Below are 16,956 nucleotides of genomic sequence, written 5' to 3'. Positions count from 1 at the left end.
ACAACGGGAGGTTCCAATCCGATGAGGTCCATTGCGTTCACCGACTTCCTCATCGGTTTGGGCATCCTGTTCGTGCTGGAAGGCTTGATGTTCGCGGCAAGCCCGGCCTGGATGCGCAAGGCCATGAAAAGCGCGATGGCCACGCCGGACAATGTCCTGCGGGCGGTCGGCATCGGTTCGGCCGTGGCCGGCTTGGTCCTGATCTGGGTTATGCGACGTCCAATTTAGCCGTCGCACCAACGCCAAAGTGAAGGCGAGGGACCGGTTTTCGCCTTATTGTCCGGGTCTTGAGGCCCGTTAAGGTCCGCGCTTGCGCCGTCCCCCCGTTCGAGCGCAGTCTTGACGCCGAATCCTTGTTTCCTGGAGATCACAATGACCGCTGCCACCATTGCCCCGACCCGTTTGCGCTTAGGGCTGGCCGCGCTCGCCGTTGGCGTTTTCAGCGCATTCGGCACACCGGCCTATGCGCGCGGACCGGATGGCATCGCCGACGTCGCCGAAAAGGTGATCGACGCGGTCGTCAACATCTCGACCTCGCAGACCGTCGAAGCCAAGGGCGGGGGCGGCGGCAATGCCATGCCGCAACTGCCGCCCGGTTCGCCCTTCGAGGAGTTCTTCGACGACTTCTTCAAGAATCGCAAGGGTCCCGGCGGCGGCAGCAAGGGCGGCGAGAATAGCCCGGCGCCGCGCAAGACCAACTCGCTCGGAAGTGGCTTCATCATCGACACATCAGGCGTCGTCGTCACCAACAACCACGTCATTGCGGACGCCGACGAGATCAACGTCATCCTCAACGACGGGACCAAGATCAAGGCCGAGCTGGTCGGAGTCGACAAGAAGACCGATCTTGCCGTGCTCAAGTTCAAGCCGTCGAAACCGCTGGTGTCGGTGAAGTTCGGCGATTCCGACAAGCTGCGCCTCGGCGATTGGGTCGTCGCGATCGGCAATCCTTTCAGCCTCGGCGGCACCGTGACGGCCGGTATCGTCTCGGCGAAGAACCGTGACATCTCCTCAGGTCCCTACGACAGCTACATTCAGACCGACGCCTCCATCAACCGCGGCAATTCCGGCGGTCCGCTTTTCAACCTCGATGGCGACGTCATCGGCGTCAACACGCTGATCATCTCGCCTTCCGGGGGCTCGATCGGCATCGGCTTCGCCGTGCCGTCGAAGACGGTGGCGGGTGTCGTCGACCAGCTCCGCCAGTTCGGCGAATTGCGCCGCGGCTGGCTGGGCGTGCGCATCCAGAGCGTCACCGACGAGATCGCCGAGAGCCTCAACATCAAGCCGCCGCGGGGCGCGCTGGTTGCCGGCGTCGACGACAAGGGCCCTGCCAAACCGGCCGGCATCGAGCCCGGCGACGTCGTCGTCAAGTTCGACGGCAAGGACGTCAAGGACCCCAAGGATCTCTCTCGCGTGGTCGCCGACACCGCGGTCGGCAAGGAGGTCGATGTCGTCATCATCCGCAAGGGTCAGGAGGAGACCAAGAAGGTCATGCTCGGCCGGCTGCAGGATCCCGACAAGGTGCAGGCCGCAGTGAAGACCGACGAGCCCGCACCTGAAAAGACCGTGACACAGAAGGCGCTCGGCCTCGATCTCGCGGCGCTGAGCAAGGATCTGCGTACGCGCTACAAGATCAAGGACAGCGTCAAGGGCGTGGTCGTCACCAATGTCGACGCTAATTCGGATGCCGCCGAGAAGCGCCTCTCCGCCGGCGACGTCATCGTCGAGGTGGCGCAGGAGAGCGTCTCCAGCGGCGCCGACATCCAGAAGCGGATCGACCAGCTCAAGAAGGACGGCAAGAAGTCGGTGCTGCTGCTGGTCTCGAACGCCGACGGTGAGCTGCGCTTCGTGGCGTTGAGCGTGCAGTAAGCACGGCGCAGTTCTGTAGGGTGGGCAAAGCGAAGCGTGCCCACCACTTTTCCACCACTGCTGCAAGAGTGGTGGGCACGGCGCAAATGCGCGTTTGCCCACCCTACAGCAGTTGGGCGTGCGGTAAGACTTACGCCTCCACGAACTCCTCGCGTCGATACCCCTGCGCGTACAGCAGCGCGGTGAGATCGCCATGATCGATCCGCGCCGCTGCGGCAGCAGCCACCGCCGGCTTGGCGTGATACGCCACGCCCAGGCCCGCCGCCTGGATCATCGCGAGATCATTGGCGCCGTCGCCGACCGCCAGCGAGTCGATGTCGTCGAGATCGAACGACTCCATCAGATCCACCAGCGTCGCGAGCTTTGCCGCGCGCCCCAAAATCGGCTCCTTCACCTCGCCGGTGAACTTGCCGTCGCGGACGACGAGCTCATTGGCCCGGTTCTCCTGGAAACCGATCCTGGTGGCGACCGCGCTGGTGAACAGCGTGAAGCCGCCGGAGACGAGACAGGCGTAAGCGCCGTGGGCGCGCATGGTGGCGACCAGTTCGCGGCCACCCGGCGTCAGCGTAATGCGCTTGGCCAGCACCTCGTCGACGGCACTGGCGGGGAGGTCCTTGAGCAGAGCAACGCGCTCGCGCAGCGCCGGCTCGAACTCGACTTCGCCGCGCATCGCGCGTTCGGTAATGGCTGCCACATGGGCCTTCACCCCGACGAAATCGGCGAGCTCGTCGATGCATTCCTGGCCGATCATGGTAGAATCCATGTCGGCGAGAAAAAGCTTCTTGCGCCGGAAGCCGACTGGTTGCACCACGATGTCGATGGGCAGGTCGCCGCGAAGCTCGCGGAGCCGCTGCTCGATGGCGTGACGGTCGCCTTCGAGGTTACTGTCGGCGCCGAAGGGGATGTCGACTGCAACCCCTTCGAACAGCCAGTGCGCGGGAGCCGCCTGTGGCAGCACGGCGCGGGCGCCGTCGACGATGGTCGAGTCGAGCGCGGGGTTATTCGGGTTACAGATCAGCGTGGCGACGAGGGACATTTGAGGTTTTCGTGAGCGAGGGGCAAGCCGGCAGAAGGCATGTTGGCAAGGCGGTGCTTATCGCAGGCCCGACCGCCAGCGGCAAGTCGGCGCTGGCGCTCGAGCTTGCGCTCGCTGCGGGCGGGGTCGTGATCAATGCCGATTCCATGCAGGTCTATCGCGACCTCCGCATCATCACCGCGCGCCCCACAGATGGCGACGAGGCGCGGGCGCCTCATCGCCTGTACGGCCATGTCGATGCGGCCGTGAATTTTTCGGCTGGCGCCTGGGTGGGCGACGCGGCCAAGGCGCTCGAAGTGGCGAAAGCCGAAGGCCGCCTGCCGATCTTCATCGGCGGCACCGGGCTGTACTTCAAGGCGCTGACGGCGGGCCTTTCCGTGGTGCCGCCGATCCCCGCCGAGGTGCGCGAGGACGTTCGAGCGCGGCTGGAGCGGAACGGCGTCGAGGCGCTGCATGCGGAACTCGCAGCCTCCGATCCGCGAGCCGCCGAGCGATTGAACCTGCGTGATCGCACGCGCATTGCGCGCGCGCTCGAAGTGGTCAAAGCTACCGGCCGTTCGCTGCTGGACTGGCACCATGAGGGCCAGCCGCCGCTGCTGCCGAAGGACAGTTTTCGCGCCGTGTTCCTCGCGCCCGAACGCGACGAGCTCTATGCGCGCATCGACGCCCGCTTCGATGCCATGTTGGGTGCTGGCGCGCTGGAGGAGGTCGAGCGTCTCGCCGCCCGAAACCTCGATCCGCTGCTGCCGGCGATGAAAGCTCATGGCGTGCCGGCCCTGGTCCGGCATCTGCGTGGTGAGCTCAGCCTGGAGCAAGCGGCTACCATCGGCCGCGCCGACACCCGCCACTACGCCAAGCGGCAGTTCACCTGGTTCCGGCACCAATTGCCCGAATTCGAGTGGGTGAAGCCGGAGGAGATTCGAGGCTGGCCCGCGATCGTGAACGCGGCACGGGACCAAGGCTGACACGCTTTTGTGCCTCGGCTCCCGAATTTACCTCTCGCCCAACCCCGGGAACACCGCTACACTGCCAAAATCGCGCGGGAACGGCCACATTGCCTTGACATCGGGGCTCCGGCCGCTATGTTTCGCGCAACCTTTGGGAAGCTGGACACCTGCCATGCGTAACATTATTACCAAACTCCTTATCGCCGTCGTACCCAGGCACACCGCCGGGGGTGGCTAGCTGCCATCCACATGACAGGCGGTGTGCATGGGCCCTCTTCGGGGCCTTTTTTATTTTCGAAAACCCGACACGAACGAAGCCGCTGACAACAGCGCATCCGGAGCAAGCCAATGAGCGACAAGAGCCACGATCCGAACCAGATGACCGGCGCCGCGATGATCGTCCGCGCGCTCATCGATCATGGCGTGACCGACATTTTCGGCTACCCCGGCGGCGCGGTGCTCCCGATCTACGACGAGATTTTCCAGCAGAGCGAAGTCCAGCACATCCTGGTCCGCCACGAGCAGGGTGCGGGTCACGCCGCCGAGGGTTATGCGCGTTCGACCGGCCGGCCCGGCGTTGCACTGGTGACCTCCGGTCCCGGCGCCACCAACATGGTGACGCCGCTCACCGACGCGCTGATGGACTCGATCCCGCTGGTCTGCATCTCCGGCCAGGTGCCGACGCATCTGATCGGCAATGACGCGTTCCAGGAATGCGACACCGTCGGCATCACGCGCCCCTGCACCAAACACAATTGGCTGGTGCGCGACGTCAACGATCTCGCAAAGGTGCTGCACGAGGCCTTCTACGTTGCGACCACGGGGCGACCGGGCCCGGTGCTCGTCGACGTGCCCAAGGACGTGCAGTTCGCGACCGGCACCTATCATCCGCCGCGCAAATCCGACGTGCATCGCTCCTACGCGCCGCGGGTGAAGGGCGATGCGACGCAGATCCGCAAGGCCGTGGCGCTGCTCGCAGGCGCCAAGCGCCCGGTGATCTACAGCGGCGGCGGCGTGATCAATTCCGGCCCTGAAGCCACCAGGCTGCTGCGCGAGTTGGTCGAGGTCACCGGCTTTCCGATCACCTCCACGCTGATGGGCCTCGGCGCATATCCCGCGTCGGGCAAGAGCTGGCTCGGCATGCTTGGCATGCACGGCACCTACGAAGCAAACATGACCATGCATGATTGCGACGTCATGCTGTGCGTCGGCGCGCGCTTCGACGACCGCATCACCGGCCGCGTTGATGCGTTCTCGCCGGGCTCGAAGAAGATCCACATCGACATCGACCCGTCCTCGATCAACAAGAACATCCGCGTCGACGTGCCGATCATCGGCGACTGCGGCAACATTCTCGGCGACATTCTTCAAGTGTTCAAGGCGGAGGCGAAGAAGCCCGACATCAAGGCCTGGTGGCAGCAGATCGCGCAGTGGCGCGCCCGCAACTCGCTCTACTACAGGAAGAGCAACGACGTCATTCTTCCGCAGCATGCGATCCAGAGCCTGTTCGAGGCGACGCGCGGCAGGGACACCTACATCACCACCGAGGTCGGCCAGCATCAGATGTGGGCGGCGCAGTTCTACGGCTTCGAGGAGCCGCATCGCTGGATGACCTCGGGCGGTCTCGGCACCATGGGCTACGGCTTGCCGGCCGCGGTCGGCGTGCAGGTTGCCCATCCCGACAGCCTCGTCATCGACATCGCGGGCGATGCCTCGGTGCAGATGACGATGCAGGAGATGTCGACGGCGGTGCAGTACGAGCTGCCGATCAAGATCTTCATCCTGAACAACCAGTACATGGGCATGGTGCGGCAGTGGCAGCAGCTGCTCCATGGCAACCGCCTGTCGCATTCCTACTCGGAGGCGATGCCGGATTTCGTCAAGCTCGCGGAAGCCTATGGCGGCGTCGGTATCCAGGTGCACAAGCCCGGCGATCTCGACGGCGCCATCCAGGAGATGATCTCGGTCAAGCGTCCGGTGCTGTTCGACTGCCGCGTCGCGTCGCTGGAAAACTGCTTCCCGATGATCCCCTCCGGCAAGGCGCACAACGAGATGCTGTTGCCGGAGCAGGCGAACGACGAAGCCACCGCAAAGGCGTTCGCCGGCGGCAAGGCGCTGGTGTGATGTGATGTTCGACCTGAACGAGCTCGAACGCGCGCATGCGATCGTGGGGCAGGCGGTGCCGCCGACGCCGGCGCACGCCTGGCCGCTGCTCAGCCAGCGGCTCGGCACGCAGATCGTGGTCAAGCACGAGAATCATACGCCGACGGGCGCCTTCAAGGTGCGCGGCGGGTTGGTCTATCTCGATCGGTTGAAGCGCGAACGGCCGAACATTCCGGGCATCATCTCGGCGACGCGCGGCAATCATGGTCAGAGCCTCGCCTTTGCGGCGAGCCGCCATGGTGTGCCTGCCGTGATCTATGTGCCGCGCGGCAATTCGGTCGAGAAGAACCGCGCGATGAAGGCGTTCGGCGCCGAGCTCGTTGAGCATGGCGAGGACTTTCAGGCCGCACGCGAGGAAGCCGGGCGCCACGCGCAGTTCGCCGGGCTGCACATGGTGCCGTCGTTCCATACGGACCTGGTGCTGGGCGTGGCGACCTATGCGCTTGAATTGCTCCGGGCCGCGCCCGATCTCGACATCCTCTATGTGCCGATCGGGCAGGGCTCGGGGATCTGCGGCTGTATCATGGCGCGCGATCTGCTCGGCCTGAAGACCGAGGTCGTCGGCGTGCAATCGACCGAGGCGCCGTCCTACGCGCTGTCGTTCGCGGCCGGTCATGTCGTGACGACCGAGACCAGCAATACGCTCGCGGACGGCATGGCGACGCGGATTCCCGATCCTGAAGCGCTCGCGGTCATCCTCAAGGGCGCCTCGCGTATCGTCCAGGTGACGGACGATGAGATCGCGCTCGCGATCCGTGCGCTCTGGACCGACACGCACAATCTCGCCGAAGGCGCCGGCGCCGCCGCGCTCGCCGCAGCGCTTCAGGAAAAGACCAAGCTACAGGGCAAGCGCGTCGGTCTCGTGCTGTCCGGCGGCAATATCGATTTCGATCTGTTCCGCGGTTGGGTCGGCACGGAAGCGCCGGTCGCTCGTCGGGCGACGGCGTAACGACGAGAATGAAGGGGACGACAATGAACCAGCCCGCATCCGCCTATTTCATCGAGGAACGCCACGACCCGAACGAAACGCACACGCTTTCGGTGCTCGTGCAGAACGAGCCCGGCGTGCTCGCGCGCGTCATCGGCCTGTTCTCGGGGCGCGGCTACAACATCGAGAGCCTCACGGTCTCGGAGACCGAGAGCCAGAAGCATCTCTCGCGCATCACCATCGTCACGACGGGCACGCCGATGGTGATCGAGCAGATCAAGCATCAGCTCGACCGCATGATCCCTGTGTATCGCGTCGTCGACATGACGCTGACGAAACGCTCGATCGAGCGCGAGCTTGCAATGGTCAAGGTTCGCGGAGAGGGCGAGCATCGCGTCGAGGCGTTGCGGCTGGCGGACGCGTTTCGCGCCCGCGTGATCGACGCCACCACCGAGAGCTTTGTGTTCGAGATCACAGGCAACACCGACAAGATCAACCAGTTTATTGACCTGATGCGTCCGCTTGGCCTCGTCGAAGTGTCGCGCACCGGTGTTGCCGCGATTGGTCGCGGGCCTGAAGGAATGTGAGCGATGCTGGCGCGCGACTGGTATTACAACGAGCGGAACCGGATGGGGATCGGGCCTGCAGTGGCCTCGATCTACGACAGTCACGACGATGCCGATCTACGGGCGCGCGCGGCGCTGAAAATGCTTGGGGTCCAACGCGGCTGGCGCATCGCCGACATCGGTTGCGGCAACGGCGTGCTCGCGACCGAGGCCGCGCTGATGGGCGCCGAGGTCGACGCCATCGACATCTCGCCCGCGATGCTGGCCCTCGCCGAGATCTACGCGCGCGACCGCAAGGCGCCCGTGCGCACGCAGTCCGCCGGCCTGCTCAGCTTCGCCTACCGGCCGGAATCCTATGACCTGATCGTCAGCGAGTTCACGCTGCACCATCTGCCGGATTTCTGGAAAGCGGTGGCGATGTCGCGGATCTATCGCGCGCTCAAGCCCGGTGCCACTTTCTATTTGCGCGACATCGTCTACGCGTCCATGCCCGATGCGCTCGAGCGCGACGTCGAGCAATGGGCCGACTTCGAGATCAAGAACCACGATGTCCCGCGTGAAAGCGTCGTCACTCACATGCGCGACGAATATTCCACTTTTGGCTGGGTCATGGAACGGATGCTGACCGACGTCGGCTTCACGCTGGTCTCGGCCGATTACCACGCCCCGATGCACGGCACTTATCTGCTGCGGAAACCCAATTCTTCCATTTAAAGGCCGGCGAGCAAGGCTCGACCAGAACAACAAACAGGGCTGCACGACAAGGCAGAACCGGGAACGACAATGAAGCCGGCCGACATCCTCATCGCCATCCTGGTGGCGGTCATCTGGGGGCTTGCCTTCGTGGCGAGCCGGATCGCGCTCGACGAATTTTCGCCGGAGCTGATGACGGCGATGCGCTTCACCATTGCCGCGGTGCCGTGCCTGTTCATTCGCAAGCCGAAGGTCGCTTGGTCGCTCCTGATCGCGATCAGCTTCACGCTCTTTCTCGGCCAGTTTCTGAGCCAGGCCTATGGCATCGCCCATGGCGTGCCGGTGGGGCTGACCAGCGTCGTCGTGCAGAGCCAGGCGCTGTTCACGATCGGCTTTGCCGCCATCGCATTCGGTGAGCGGCCGACGCCAGTGCAGACGCTGGGCATCGTCATCGCAGCAATCGGTCTTTTGATGATCTGCGGCACGGTCGGCTATGATTTCAGCATCGGTGCCTTCGCCGTGCTGATGATCGCGCCGGTCAGCTTTGCGGTCGGCAATATCCTGCTGCGCGGCGCCCGCGGCGTGCCGATGTTCGATCTGTTCGCCTGGTTGTGCCTGGCCACCGCGGTCCCGCTGTTCGCGCTCACGCTGATCGTCAACGGACCGACGCCGACCTGGCAGTCGCTGATCCACATGTCGCTCACCGGCCTCATTTGCCTGCTGTTGATCGGCGGCATCTCCACCAGCATCGCCTATTGGCTGTGGGGCCGGCTGCTGCGTGACTATCCCCCTGCGCAGGTGGTGCCGTTCGCGCTGCTGGTGCCGTTCGTCGGCTCCGCCGCGTCCAGCATCGTGTTCGGGGAGCGGTTCGGCCCGCTGCGCCTCGCCGGCATGCTCACCGTGATCGGCGGTATCGCGGTGATGGTGCTGGCGAAGCGCCCCGAGGCGGTACCCCAGAAAACCGCAGCCGAAGGCCGCGTGAGGTGAGCATGTCCCAGTCGCTGCTGTATGCCTTCCTCGCCTTCATGGCCGTGATGTATTTCACGCCTGGGCCGAACAACATCATGTTGCTGTCCTCAGGGCTGACCTATGGCTTCCGGCGCACGATTCCCCACATCGCCGGCGTGGTCATCGGCTTCGCCTTCATGATTGCAGCGGTCGGCCTTGGGCTTGGCACCGTCTTCCTGGCCTATCCGATCCTGCAGACCATTTTGAAATATGCCGGCGCCGCCTACTTGCTCTACCTAGCCGCCGTGATCGCTTTCTCGGGCCCGGCCAAGCTGGACGAGGGGGATGGCCGCGGCCCGATGACTTTCCTGGGCGCCGCCATGTTCCAATGGATCAACGCCAAAGGCTGGGTGATCGTGATCGGCACCATCACCGCCTATGCGGCGATCGCCCAATTCCCGCTTAACATCGCGATCCAGACCTTGATCAGCCTGCTCGTGGGCACGGTCTCGACGGTCGTCTGGGCCTTCTTCGGCACCGCACTGCGGCCGGTCCTGACCTCCGTGCGGCTGGTCCGCGCCTTCAACATCCTGATGGCCATCCCGCTGCTGGCGTCGCTCTACCCCGTCGTCATGGATGCATGATGCCCCAGTTTTCCATGCAGAAACGGGTTTCCCAGGGGGCCGAAAATGCTCTAGACAGCCCCCGAAATCCGCAAATTTCACCGTCCGAGACCTGACTGACAAGACCTGACCAACGGCCGATTCCGGCCCCTGAACGAGGAAACGACCATGCGTGTTTATTATGATCGCGACGCCGACCTGAACCTGATCAAGGGGAAGAAGGTCGTCATCGTCGGCTATGGCAGCCAGGGCCACGCCCATGCGCTGAACCTGAAGGATTCCGGCGTCAAGGATGTGGCGATTGCGCTTCGCAAGGGTTCGGCCTCGGCCAAGAAGGCGGAAGCTGCCGGCTTCAAGGTGATGGAAGTCGCCGAGGCCGCCAAATGGGCCGACCTCGTCATGATGCTGACCCCGGACGAGCTCCAGGGCGACATCTACCGCGAGCACCTGCACGACAATATGAAGAAGGGCGCCGCCCTCGTCTTCGCGCACGGTCTCAACGTCCACTTCAACCTGCTCGATCCGCGCGCCGACCTCGACGTGCTGATGATCGCGCCGAAGGGCCCCGGCCACACCGTGCGTTCGGAATACCAGCGCGGCGGCGGCGTGCCCTGCCTGATCGCGATCGCCAAGGACGTCTCGGGCAACGCCCACGACCTCGGCCTGTCCTATGCCTCCGCGGTCGGCGGCGGCCGTGCCGGCATCATCGAGACCACCTTCAAGGAAGAGTGCGAGACCGACCTGTTCGGCGAGCAGGTGGTGCTCTGCGGCGGCCTGGTCGAGCTGATCAAGGGCGGCTACGAGACCCTGGTCGAAGCCGGCTACGCCCCGGAGATGGCCTATTTCGAGTGCCTGCACGAGGTGAAGCTGATCGTCGACCTGATCTATGAAGGCGGCATCGCCAACATGAATTACTCGATCTCCAACACCGCCGAGTACGGCGAGTACGTCACCGGTCCGCGCATCGTCACCGACGAGACCAAGAAGGAGATGAAGCGGGTTCTGAACGACATCCAGTCCGGCAAGTTCGCCCGCGACTGGATGCTCGAGAACAAGGTCAACCAGACCTCGTTCAAGGCGACCCGCGCCAAGCTCGCCGAGCACCCGATCGAGGAAGTCGGCGCCAAGCTGCGCGACATGATGCCCTGGATCAAGAAGGGCGCGCTGGTCGATAAGTCGAAGAACTAAGTCGCGGCCGTTCGGATGCGGCGTATCGGTTACGCCGCATCCGGACACGCGAGCGAAACACAAGCTTCGTTCGCCAAACCAATTCTTAAATCTTTCGCGGCTATATTCGATCGAGATCGCAACCAGCGGTCTCGCTCTTTTCGTATCGCGCGAAGCAATGCTGCTTCATTCAAATTCTTCGCGAGCTGAAGTGCTCCCTGAGCACGAAGAACTGACGCTTAAACCACATTCTTGGTCTCGCGTTGTTTTTCGCAATTTTTCGGAAGCTCGCGATCCTCAAAAGCCGAGCGTCTTCAGAGTCAAAGATTCGGCTCTTCATCATATCTTCACGTTGCAATCGATCTCACGTCGCGACGTTCGCACCTCGCTTGAACTTAAGAACTGACATCGGCGGCGTTTCCTTGAGCGGTGGACGGCATTGCGCCGCGGCACCTTTCCACTGCATGATCTCGGGAGCTCTTCGGGGGAAAGACCATGCGATCCGTCGTCGTCACCGGCGCGTCCACCGGCATTGGCTGGGCCATTGCGAAATTTCTGGTCGGGCGCGGCTATCGCGTTTTCGGTAGTGTCCGCAAGCAGACCGATGCGGACCGGCTCACGGGTGAGTTCGGTGCGAACTTCACGCCGCTGCTGTTCGACGTCACCGACGAGGCGGCGGTCCTCGCGGCTGCGCGAAAAGTCCGCGAGGCGCTGGGCGGCGAGACGCTGGCCGGTCTCGTCAACAACGCCGGCGTCGCGGTCGCCGGTCCCGTGCTCGAATTGCCGGTCGACGACTTCCGCCGGCAGATGGAGATCAACGTCATTGGCCCGGTCGTCGCGACGCAGGCCTTTGGGCCGCTACTCGGCGCCGATCCGTCACTGAAGGGGCCGAAGGGCCGGATCGTGATGATCAGCTCGGTCGCGGGCAAGAACGGCAATCCCTTGTCGGCGCCTTACAGCACCTCCAAGCACGCCATCGAAGGCCTGTCGGAGAGCTTGCGCCGCGAGTTGATGCTGTTCGGCATCGACGTCATCATCGTCGCCCCCGGCGCGGTGAAGACGCCGATCTGGAGCAAGGCCGAGCAGATCGATCTCTCGGTCTACCAGAACTCGCCTTATCTGCCGGCGCTGAACAAGGTCATGGCGTTCATGATGAAGCTCGGCGAGACCGGGCTGCCGGCCGAGCGGATCGCCGAGGTCGTTTTCGAGGCGCTCACCGCCGGGAGGCCCAAGGTTCGCTACCAGATCACGCCGGACCGGATGCGACATTTGATGACGGCCGCGCTGCCCAAGCGTGTGGTCGACCGTATCATCGCCAAGCGGCTTGGGCTTCTGCCGCAGGGCTGAGCCTCCGAGGCGAGACCATTGCCAGACAGGTGATCGATTTCCGATCGTGGGAGCGTCTTGAGATGCCGGCTTATGTGATTTTCGACGTCGAGATCAGGGATTTGCAGCAGTACCAAAGCTTCATGTTGGGCGTGAAGCCCGCCCTGGAGGCCGCTGGAGCCAGATATCTGGCGCGAGGGGGCGCCCACAAGGTCCACGAGGGAGACTGGCAGCCCCGCAGGATCGTTCTGCTGGAATTCCCATCCGTCGCAGCCTGGGAGGCGTTCTACGCAGGCGCGAGCTACCAGGGACTCAAAGCGGTCCGGGACGCTTGCAGTTCTGCCCGCCTGGTCAGCGTCGAGGGCCTCGACTAGACGGCAAGTCGGTTCTGCACTGCGGGATTTGCCTTGGGGACGGATTGGATGCGGAGACCAATCGGCTTCCGCTAACATTAAGCGAAGGTCGGATCGCGCCACGCGTTGCTTGTCCGTGACCGTTCAATTACAGTTTTGTGACACGGTGCAGGCCTTCCGGCTGCGCCGAACGCCGCAGGCCCGGTCAGCCGGCTCGGCATCACCGTGCCGGACCAGCAGTTGCGTGTCGTCGATGGCGTCCGCGCCCAATCCAGGTCCTTCTGCCACGACCGCCGTGCTGGCGAGCGTCGCCGCGCTCGGTATCTGGCGGCTGCTCGCGGTTGCGGCGCCGCATCTCGCGGCGCTCGTGCTGATGTACGAGACCGAGACGGATTTCGGCGCACGGCTCTCCTTCGTGCTGGCCTGGGGCATCCTCAACTTCTTCTGGATCACGCTGCTGCGGCGGCCGGCGCTCTCGGGTGCGCTGTCGCTGACCATGGTCGTGGTGCTGGTGCTGCTGTCGCGGCTGAAGCACGACGTCGTGCAGATGACGGTCAACTTCATCGACCTGATGATGATCGACCGCGACACGGTCGCGTTCCTGTTCACGATCTTCCCGAATTTGCGCTGGTCGGTGATCGGGGCCGGCCTCGTCACGCTGCCGCTGATGTATGCGCTGTGGTGGCTCGACCCGTTCCGCATCCGTAGGCTACCGGCACTCGCCTGCAAGCTCGCCTGCCTCGCCGCGCTGGTCGGCTATTCGCTCTATCATCCGGACGAGGCCTGGCGCGGCTATTACGACGACGGCTATCTCTCGAAGTTCTTCCGCTCCGGCGTCAGCGCGGTCTCCGACTTCGCGCAATACGGCTTCATGGAGTCGGCCGCTTCGACCAACGAACGGCTCAACATGCCGCTGGTCGATGCCTGCCATCCCGCCGGCCGGCGGCCGAACATCATCATGGTCCATGATGAATCGAGCTTCGACATCCGCGCCGCGCAGGGCATCAAGGTGCCGACCGGCTACGGTAGCCATTTCAAATCCTGGGACGGCAAGGAGCGCGCGTTTCTGGCCGAGAGCAATGGCGGGCCGAGCTGGTTCACCGAATACAATGTGCTCGCGGGGTTGTCGTCGCGCTCGTTCGGCCGCTTCGCCTATTTCGTGACGCGCATTGCAACAGGCCGTGTCGAGCGCGGCCTGCCGCTGGCGCTGCGCCGCTGCGGCTACGACACGATGTCGCTCTACCCCGCCAATGGCGGCTTCATGGCCGCGCGCAGCTTTCAGATGACGACCGGCATCGAACGCTTCCTCGACTCCAAGGATCTCGGCGCCAAGGATGTCGAGCCGGATAGCTTCTTCTACGACAAGGCGCTCCGGCTGATGGGTGAGCGATCGCCGAACAAGCCGCTGTTCACCTTCATCTATCTCGGCGCCAATCATTTCCCCTGGGAGACGCGCTTCCGCCCGGATCTGCTGCCGAACTGGCGCGCACCGGGCAATGTGCCGTCCATCGACGAATATCTGCGTCGGCAGGCGATGAGCGCCGAGCAGTACAAGGCTTTCCTCGCGGGCTTGAAGAAGAATTTTCCCGGCGAGCCTTTCCTGATCGTGCGCTATGGCGACCATCAGCCCGAGTTCGCGCCCGGTATCCTCGAGCCCGGGCTCGACGAGGGTGCAATCGGCAAGAAGCTCGACGCCTACGACCCACGTCTCTACGCGACTTATTACGCGATCGACGCCGTCAATTTCGAGCCGGTGAAGAGCGAGGCCGTGATGGACACGGTCGATGGTCCGTATCTGCCACTGGTCATCCAGGAAGCCGCCGGCATCCCGCTCGATCCGTCCTTCGCCGAGCAGAAGGAGATCATGCTCCGCTGCAAGGGCATCTTCTACGGCTGCAAGGACGGCGCCGAGGCGCGCCGGCTGAATCGGCTGCTGATCGATGCGGGGTTGATCCGGGGGCTGTAGCCGGCCTACCGCCCACCCACCTTCTCCCACAGCCATTTCGCCACGGCATCCGGCGACGAATTCGCATCATTGCCGGCGGCGCGTAAATTGGCTTCGCGCATGGTCGCGATGTCGATCTTGCCGAGCAGCGGTTTCAGCGCGGCCTGCAGCCGCTCGTCGCCGGCCCGTTTCGGGGCCAGCAGCAGGATGGCGTCGTAGGGCGGGATCGCCTGCCTGGGATCGTCGAGCGCAACGAGATCGTATTTTGCGATCAGCCCGTCGCTGGTGTAGCCCGCGATGACATCGACCTCGCCGCTGGCGACCGCCGCATACATGAAGTCCGGCTGCATCTGGCGCTCGGCGCGGAACGAGAGCCCATAGGCCTTTTGCAGCGCCGCCCATTCGGGTCGCGAGAAGAACTCATAGTCGCCGGCGATCGACAGGGTCGAAGCATGCGCGGCGAGATCGGCGATGGTACGGATGCCAAGCGCCTCGGCGCGTTTCTTAGGGATCACCAGCGCATAGGCGTTCTCGAATCCGAGCTCGCCGAGCAGGGTGATGTTCTCCTTCGCAAGCGTCGTCTGCAGCTCCGCCAGCAGCTCCGCCCGCGGTTGGATGTCCGTGCGGTGAAGCTGATTGGCCCAGAGCGTGCCGGAATAATCGACATAGAGATCGATATCGCCGGCCTTCAATGCCTCGAAGATCACGCTCGAGCCGAGACCGGATCGTGCGACGGCGGAAAGGCCGGAGGCCTGCAGCCGGTCGCGCATCAGCGCCGACAGCACATACTGCTCGGCAAACGTCTTGGCGCCGACGACATAGCTGTTCGGTGAGCGCTCTATCGTCGGCACCAATGTTGCGGCGACCAGTGCCGCGATCCCGGCCGCGCCAAGCGCTGTACGCGCGCGGCTGCGCCGGCGCAGGCCGCTCTCGATCAGGCCGAGCAGTTGATCGACCGCGAGCGCAAGCAGGGCCGAGGCAAAGCAGCCGAACAGCACGAACACCCAATTCTGGGTCTGCAGCCCGGCAAAGATGTAATTGCCGAGGCTGGTCTGCCCGATCGGGGTCGACAGCGTCGCGGTGCCGATCACCCACACGGCGGCGGTACGGATGCCAGCCATCATCACCGGGAGAGCCAGCGGCAGTTCCACCATCACCAGCGACTGCCGTGCGGTCATTCCGACGCCTTTGGCAGCCTCGATCAGCGCGGGATCGATGCCGTTGAGGCCGGTGATGCCATTGCGCAGCACCGGCAGCATCGAATAGAGCGCCAGCGCCAGCATCGCCGGCAGGAAGCCGAAAGCGGAGAAGGAGACGCCGAACCAGGCCAGCGCCACGGAGGCCGCGAGCAGCAGGAGCGGATAGAACAGCGCGAGCAGCGCCAGCCCGGGCACCGTCTGCACGATGCTGGCTAGCGCGAGCAGGACGGCGCGCGGCGTTGGGCGGTTGCGCGTCAGGATCGCCAGCGGCAGGCTGACGATCAGGCCGAGCGCAAGTGCGGCGAGACTGACCCGTACATGGTTGCCGAGATAGTCGGGCAAATGCCCCAGCGCCTCGCCCCAGCGCGGATCGGTGAAAAGGCTCATGCCGCCCCGCTCTGTGGCAGTAGCGCGTTCAATCGCTCGACCTGGCGTCGCGGCGTCCGTAGCAGCTCCAGCACGTAGGCGTCGCTGCTTTTCGAGAGCTCCATTGGCGTGCCCTGCGCCAGCAGCTTCCCGCTGCGCATCACCGCGATGCGGTCGGCGAGCAAAATCGCTTCCGTCATGTCGTGGGTGATCATCACGGTGGTCAGGCCGAGCTTGCGGTGCAGCTCGCGAAAATCGTCGCCGAGCGCATCGCGGGTGAGGGGATCGAGCGCGCCGAAGGGCTCGTCCATCAGCACGATGCGGGGCCGTGCCGCAAGCGCCCGCGCCACGCCGACGCGCTGGCGCTGGCCGCCCGAGAGCGCATCCGGCAACCGCTCGCGATGCGCGGCCCGGTCGAGCTGCACGAGCTCGAGTAACTCATCGACCCGCGTTGCGATATCCACCGCCGGGACGCCGAGCAGTTTTGGCGTGATCCCGATGTTGTCCGCGACGCTCAGATGCGGGAACAGCCCGCCGCTCTGGAAGACGTAGCCGATGCGGCGCCGCAGCGCGACCGGATCGACAGACTGCACGTCGTCGCCCTCGACCGTGATCGTGCCGCCATCCGCCTCGATCAGGCGGTTGGCGAGCCGCAGCAGCGTCGTCTTGCCCGAACCCGAGCCGCCGACGACGGCCACAAACTCGCCTTCGGCGATGTCGAGTGACACATCGTCCACGGCCTTGAGCGCGCCGAAGCTCTTGGTGACGTGGGCATAGCCAATCATCGGCCTGGATGGCATCGGGCGGGGCTCACTACGCTAACC

16 protein-coding genes are annotated in these 16,956 nt (G+C 64.4%); 13 read left to right on the top strand and 3 right to left on the bottom strand.

The annotated features are described in order from the left end of the window. Positions 1-21: 21 nt before the first annotated feature. Together IVB45_RS27920 and IVB45_RS27915 are read left to right on the top strand one after the other, a co-directional pair. Positions 22-228 carry a DUF2065 domain-containing protein gene (locus IVB45_RS27920; RefSeq protein ID WP_007600979.1) on the top strand — a complete coding sequence of 69 codons (207 nt, stop codon included), beginning with the start codon at positions 22-24 and terminating at the stop codon, positions 226-228. 144 nt (positions 229-372) lie between these two features. Beyond that, entirely contained in the window at positions 373-1,872 is a 1,500-nt protein-coding gene (locus IVB45_RS27915; RefSeq protein ID WP_027570797.1) for a Do family serine endopeptidase, read from the top strand. 130 nt (positions 1,873-2,002) lie between these two features. Here IVB45_RS27915 and serB read toward each other — a convergent pair whose 3' ends face one another. Then, positions 2,003-2,908, bottom strand: coding sequence for a phosphoserine phosphatase SerB (gene serB, locus IVB45_RS27910; RefSeq protein WP_247358805.1), 906 nt, complete (start codon positions 2,906-2,908; stop codon positions 2,003-2,005). A gap of 11 nt (positions 2,909-2,919) precedes the next feature. Here serB and miaA point away from each other — a divergent pair, with 11 nt between their 5' ends. The 11 genes from miaA (at position 2,920) to IVB45_RS27855 (ending at position 14,588) form a co-directional block, all read left to right on the top strand. Further along, on the top strand, positions 2,920-3,873 hold the full coding sequence (miaA, locus tag IVB45_RS27905; protein WP_247358807.1) for a tRNA (adenosine(37)-N6)-dimethylallyltransferase MiaA: 954 nt from the start codon (positions 2,920-2,922) through the stop codon (positions 3,871-3,873). Positions 3,874-4,203: 330 nt separating this feature from the next. Then, positions 4,204-5,979 (top strand): acetolactate synthase 3 large subunit, encoded by a 1,776-nt coding sequence (locus IVB45_RS27900; RefSeq protein ID WP_007600983.1) that lies wholly within the window; start codon positions 4,204-4,206, stop codon positions 5,977-5,979. Between the two features lie 4 nt (positions 5,980-5,983). Further along, positions 5,984-6,967, top strand: a complete 984-nt coding sequence (locus IVB45_RS27895; protein WP_247358809.1) for a threonine dehydratase — start codon at positions 5,984-5,986, stop codon at positions 6,965-6,967. A 23-nt stretch (positions 6,968-6,990) separates the two neighbouring features. Then, positions 6,991-7,533 carry an acetolactate synthase small subunit gene (gene ilvN, locus IVB45_RS27890; protein WP_027519532.1) on the top strand — a complete coding sequence of 181 codons (543 nt, stop codon included), beginning with the start codon at positions 6,991-6,993 and terminating at the stop codon, positions 7,531-7,533. A 3-nt stretch (positions 7,534-7,536) separates the two neighbouring features. Continuing rightward, the gene (locus IVB45_RS27885) at positions 7,537-8,226 is read left to right on the top strand and encodes a class I SAM-dependent methyltransferase (protein WP_346015298.1); all 690 of its coding nucleotides are present in this window, start codon (positions 7,537-7,539) and stop codon (positions 8,224-8,226) included. A 69-nt stretch (positions 8,227-8,295) separates the two neighbouring features. Then, complete coding sequence (locus tag IVB45_RS27880; protein ID WP_247358811.1) at positions 8,296-9,192, top strand: EamA family transporter; 897 nt, start codon at positions 8,296-8,298, stop codon at positions 9,190-9,192. A gap of 2 nt (positions 9,193-9,194) precedes the next feature. Then, positions 9,195-9,797: a LysE family translocator gene (locus IVB45_RS27875; protein WP_247358813.1), complete on the top strand. Its 603-nt coding sequence runs from the start codon at positions 9,195-9,197 to the stop codon at positions 9,795-9,797. 147 nt (positions 9,798-9,944) lie between these two features. Continuing rightward, on the top strand, positions 9,945-10,964 hold the full coding sequence (gene ilvC / locus IVB45_RS27870; protein WP_007600992.1) for a ketol-acid reductoisomerase: 1,020 nt from the start codon (positions 9,945-9,947) through the stop codon (positions 10,962-10,964). Positions 10,965-11,438: 474 nt separating this feature from the next. After that, positions 11,439-12,290 carry an SDR family oxidoreductase gene (locus IVB45_RS27865; protein ID WP_247358815.1) on the top strand — a complete coding sequence of 284 codons (852 nt, stop codon included), beginning with the start codon at positions 11,439-11,441 and terminating at the stop codon, positions 12,288-12,290. A gap of 62 nt (positions 12,291-12,352) precedes the next feature. Further along, the gene (locus tag IVB45_RS27860) at positions 12,353-12,643 is read left to right on the top strand and encodes a DUF1330 domain-containing protein (protein ID WP_247358816.1); all 291 of its coding nucleotides are present in this window, start codon (positions 12,353-12,355) and stop codon (positions 12,641-12,643) included. Positions 12,644-12,875: 232 nt separating this feature from the next. Continuing rightward, positions 12,876-14,588, top strand: coding sequence for a sulfatase-like hydrolase/transferase (locus tag IVB45_RS27855; protein ID WP_247358817.1), 1,713 nt, complete (start codon positions 12,876-12,878; stop codon positions 14,586-14,588). 5 nt (positions 14,589-14,593) lie between these two features. On the opposite strand, the gene IVB45_RS27850 is transcribed toward IVB45_RS27855, so the two are convergent. Next, a complete protein-coding gene (locus IVB45_RS27850) occupies positions 14,594-16,153 on the bottom strand; it encodes a glycine betaine ABC transporter substrate-binding protein (RefSeq protein WP_247358820.1) in 1,560 nt (519 codons plus the stop codon). Further along, positions 16,150-16,932, bottom strand: coding sequence for an ABC transporter ATP-binding protein (locus IVB45_RS27845; protein ID WP_247358825.1), 783 nt, complete (start codon positions 16,930-16,932; stop codon positions 16,150-16,152). The genes IVB45_RS27850 and IVB45_RS27845 overlap by 4 nt, the downstream gene beginning before the upstream one ends. Positions 16,933-16,956: the final 24 nt, after the last annotated feature.

The sequence above is a fragment of the Bradyrhizobium sp. 4 genome (genome assembly GCF_023100905.1).
In the GTDB taxonomy this organism is placed as follows: Bacteria; Pseudomonadota; Alphaproteobacteria; order Rhizobiales; family Xanthobacteraceae; genus Bradyrhizobium.
The sequence above is the reverse complement of the archived record's forward strand: the minus strand, read 5'-3'. Positions and strand labels throughout refer to the sequence as shown.

Excerpts from the sequence above, each read along its gene's own strand:
- IVB45_RS27920 (WP_007600979.1), top strand. The coding sequence starts at position 22 with ATGAGGTCCATTGCGTTCACCGACTTCCTCATCGGTTTGGGCATCCTG.
- IVB45_RS27915 (WP_027570797.1), top strand. The coding sequence starts at position 373 with ATGACCGCTGCCACCATTGCCCCGACCCGTTTGCGCTTAGGGCTGGCC.
- serB (WP_247358805.1), bottom strand. The coding sequence starts at position 2,908 with ATGTCCCTCGTCGCCACGCTGATCTGTAACCCGAATAACCCCGCGCTC.
- IVB45_RS27900 (WP_007600983.1), top strand. The coding sequence starts at position 4,204 with ATGAGCGACAAGAGCCACGATCCGAACCAGATGACCGGCGCCGCGATG.
- IVB45_RS27895 (WP_247358809.1), top strand. The coding sequence starts at position 5,984 with ATGTTCGACCTGAACGAGCTCGAACGCGCGCATGCGATCGTGGGGCAG.
- ilvN (WP_027519532.1), top strand. The coding sequence starts at position 6,991 with ATGAACCAGCCCGCATCCGCCTATTTCATCGAGGAACGCCACGACCCG.
- IVB45_RS27885 (WP_346015298.1), top strand. The coding sequence starts at position 7,537 with ATGCTGGCGCGCGACTGGTATTACAACGAGCGGAACCGGATGGGGATC.
- IVB45_RS27880 (WP_247358811.1), top strand. The coding sequence starts at position 8,296 with ATGAAGCCGGCCGACATCCTCATCGCCATCCTGGTGGCGGTCATCTGG.
- IVB45_RS27875 (WP_247358813.1), top strand. The coding sequence starts at position 9,195 with ATGTCCCAGTCGCTGCTGTATGCCTTCCTCGCCTTCATGGCCGTGATG.
- ilvC (WP_007600992.1), top strand. The coding sequence starts at position 9,945 with ATGCGTGTTTATTATGATCGCGACGCCGACCTGAACCTGATCAAGGGG.
- IVB45_RS27865 (WP_247358815.1), top strand. The coding sequence starts at position 11,439 with ATGCGATCCGTCGTCGTCACCGGCGCGTCCACCGGCATTGGCTGGGCC.
- IVB45_RS27860 (WP_247358816.1), top strand. The coding sequence starts at position 12,353 with ATGCCGGCTTATGTGATTTTCGACGTCGAGATCAGGGATTTGCAGCAG.
- IVB45_RS27855 (WP_247358817.1), top strand. The coding sequence starts at position 12,876 with ATGGCGTCCGCGCCCAATCCAGGTCCTTCTGCCACGACCGCCGTGCTG.
- IVB45_RS27850 (WP_247358820.1), bottom strand. The coding sequence starts at position 16,153 with ATGAGCCTTTTCACCGATCCGCGCTGGGGCGAGGCGCTGGGGCATTTG.
- IVB45_RS27845 (WP_247358825.1), bottom strand. The coding sequence starts at position 16,932 with ATGCCATCCAGGCCGATGATTGGCTATGCCCACGTCACCAAGAGCTTC.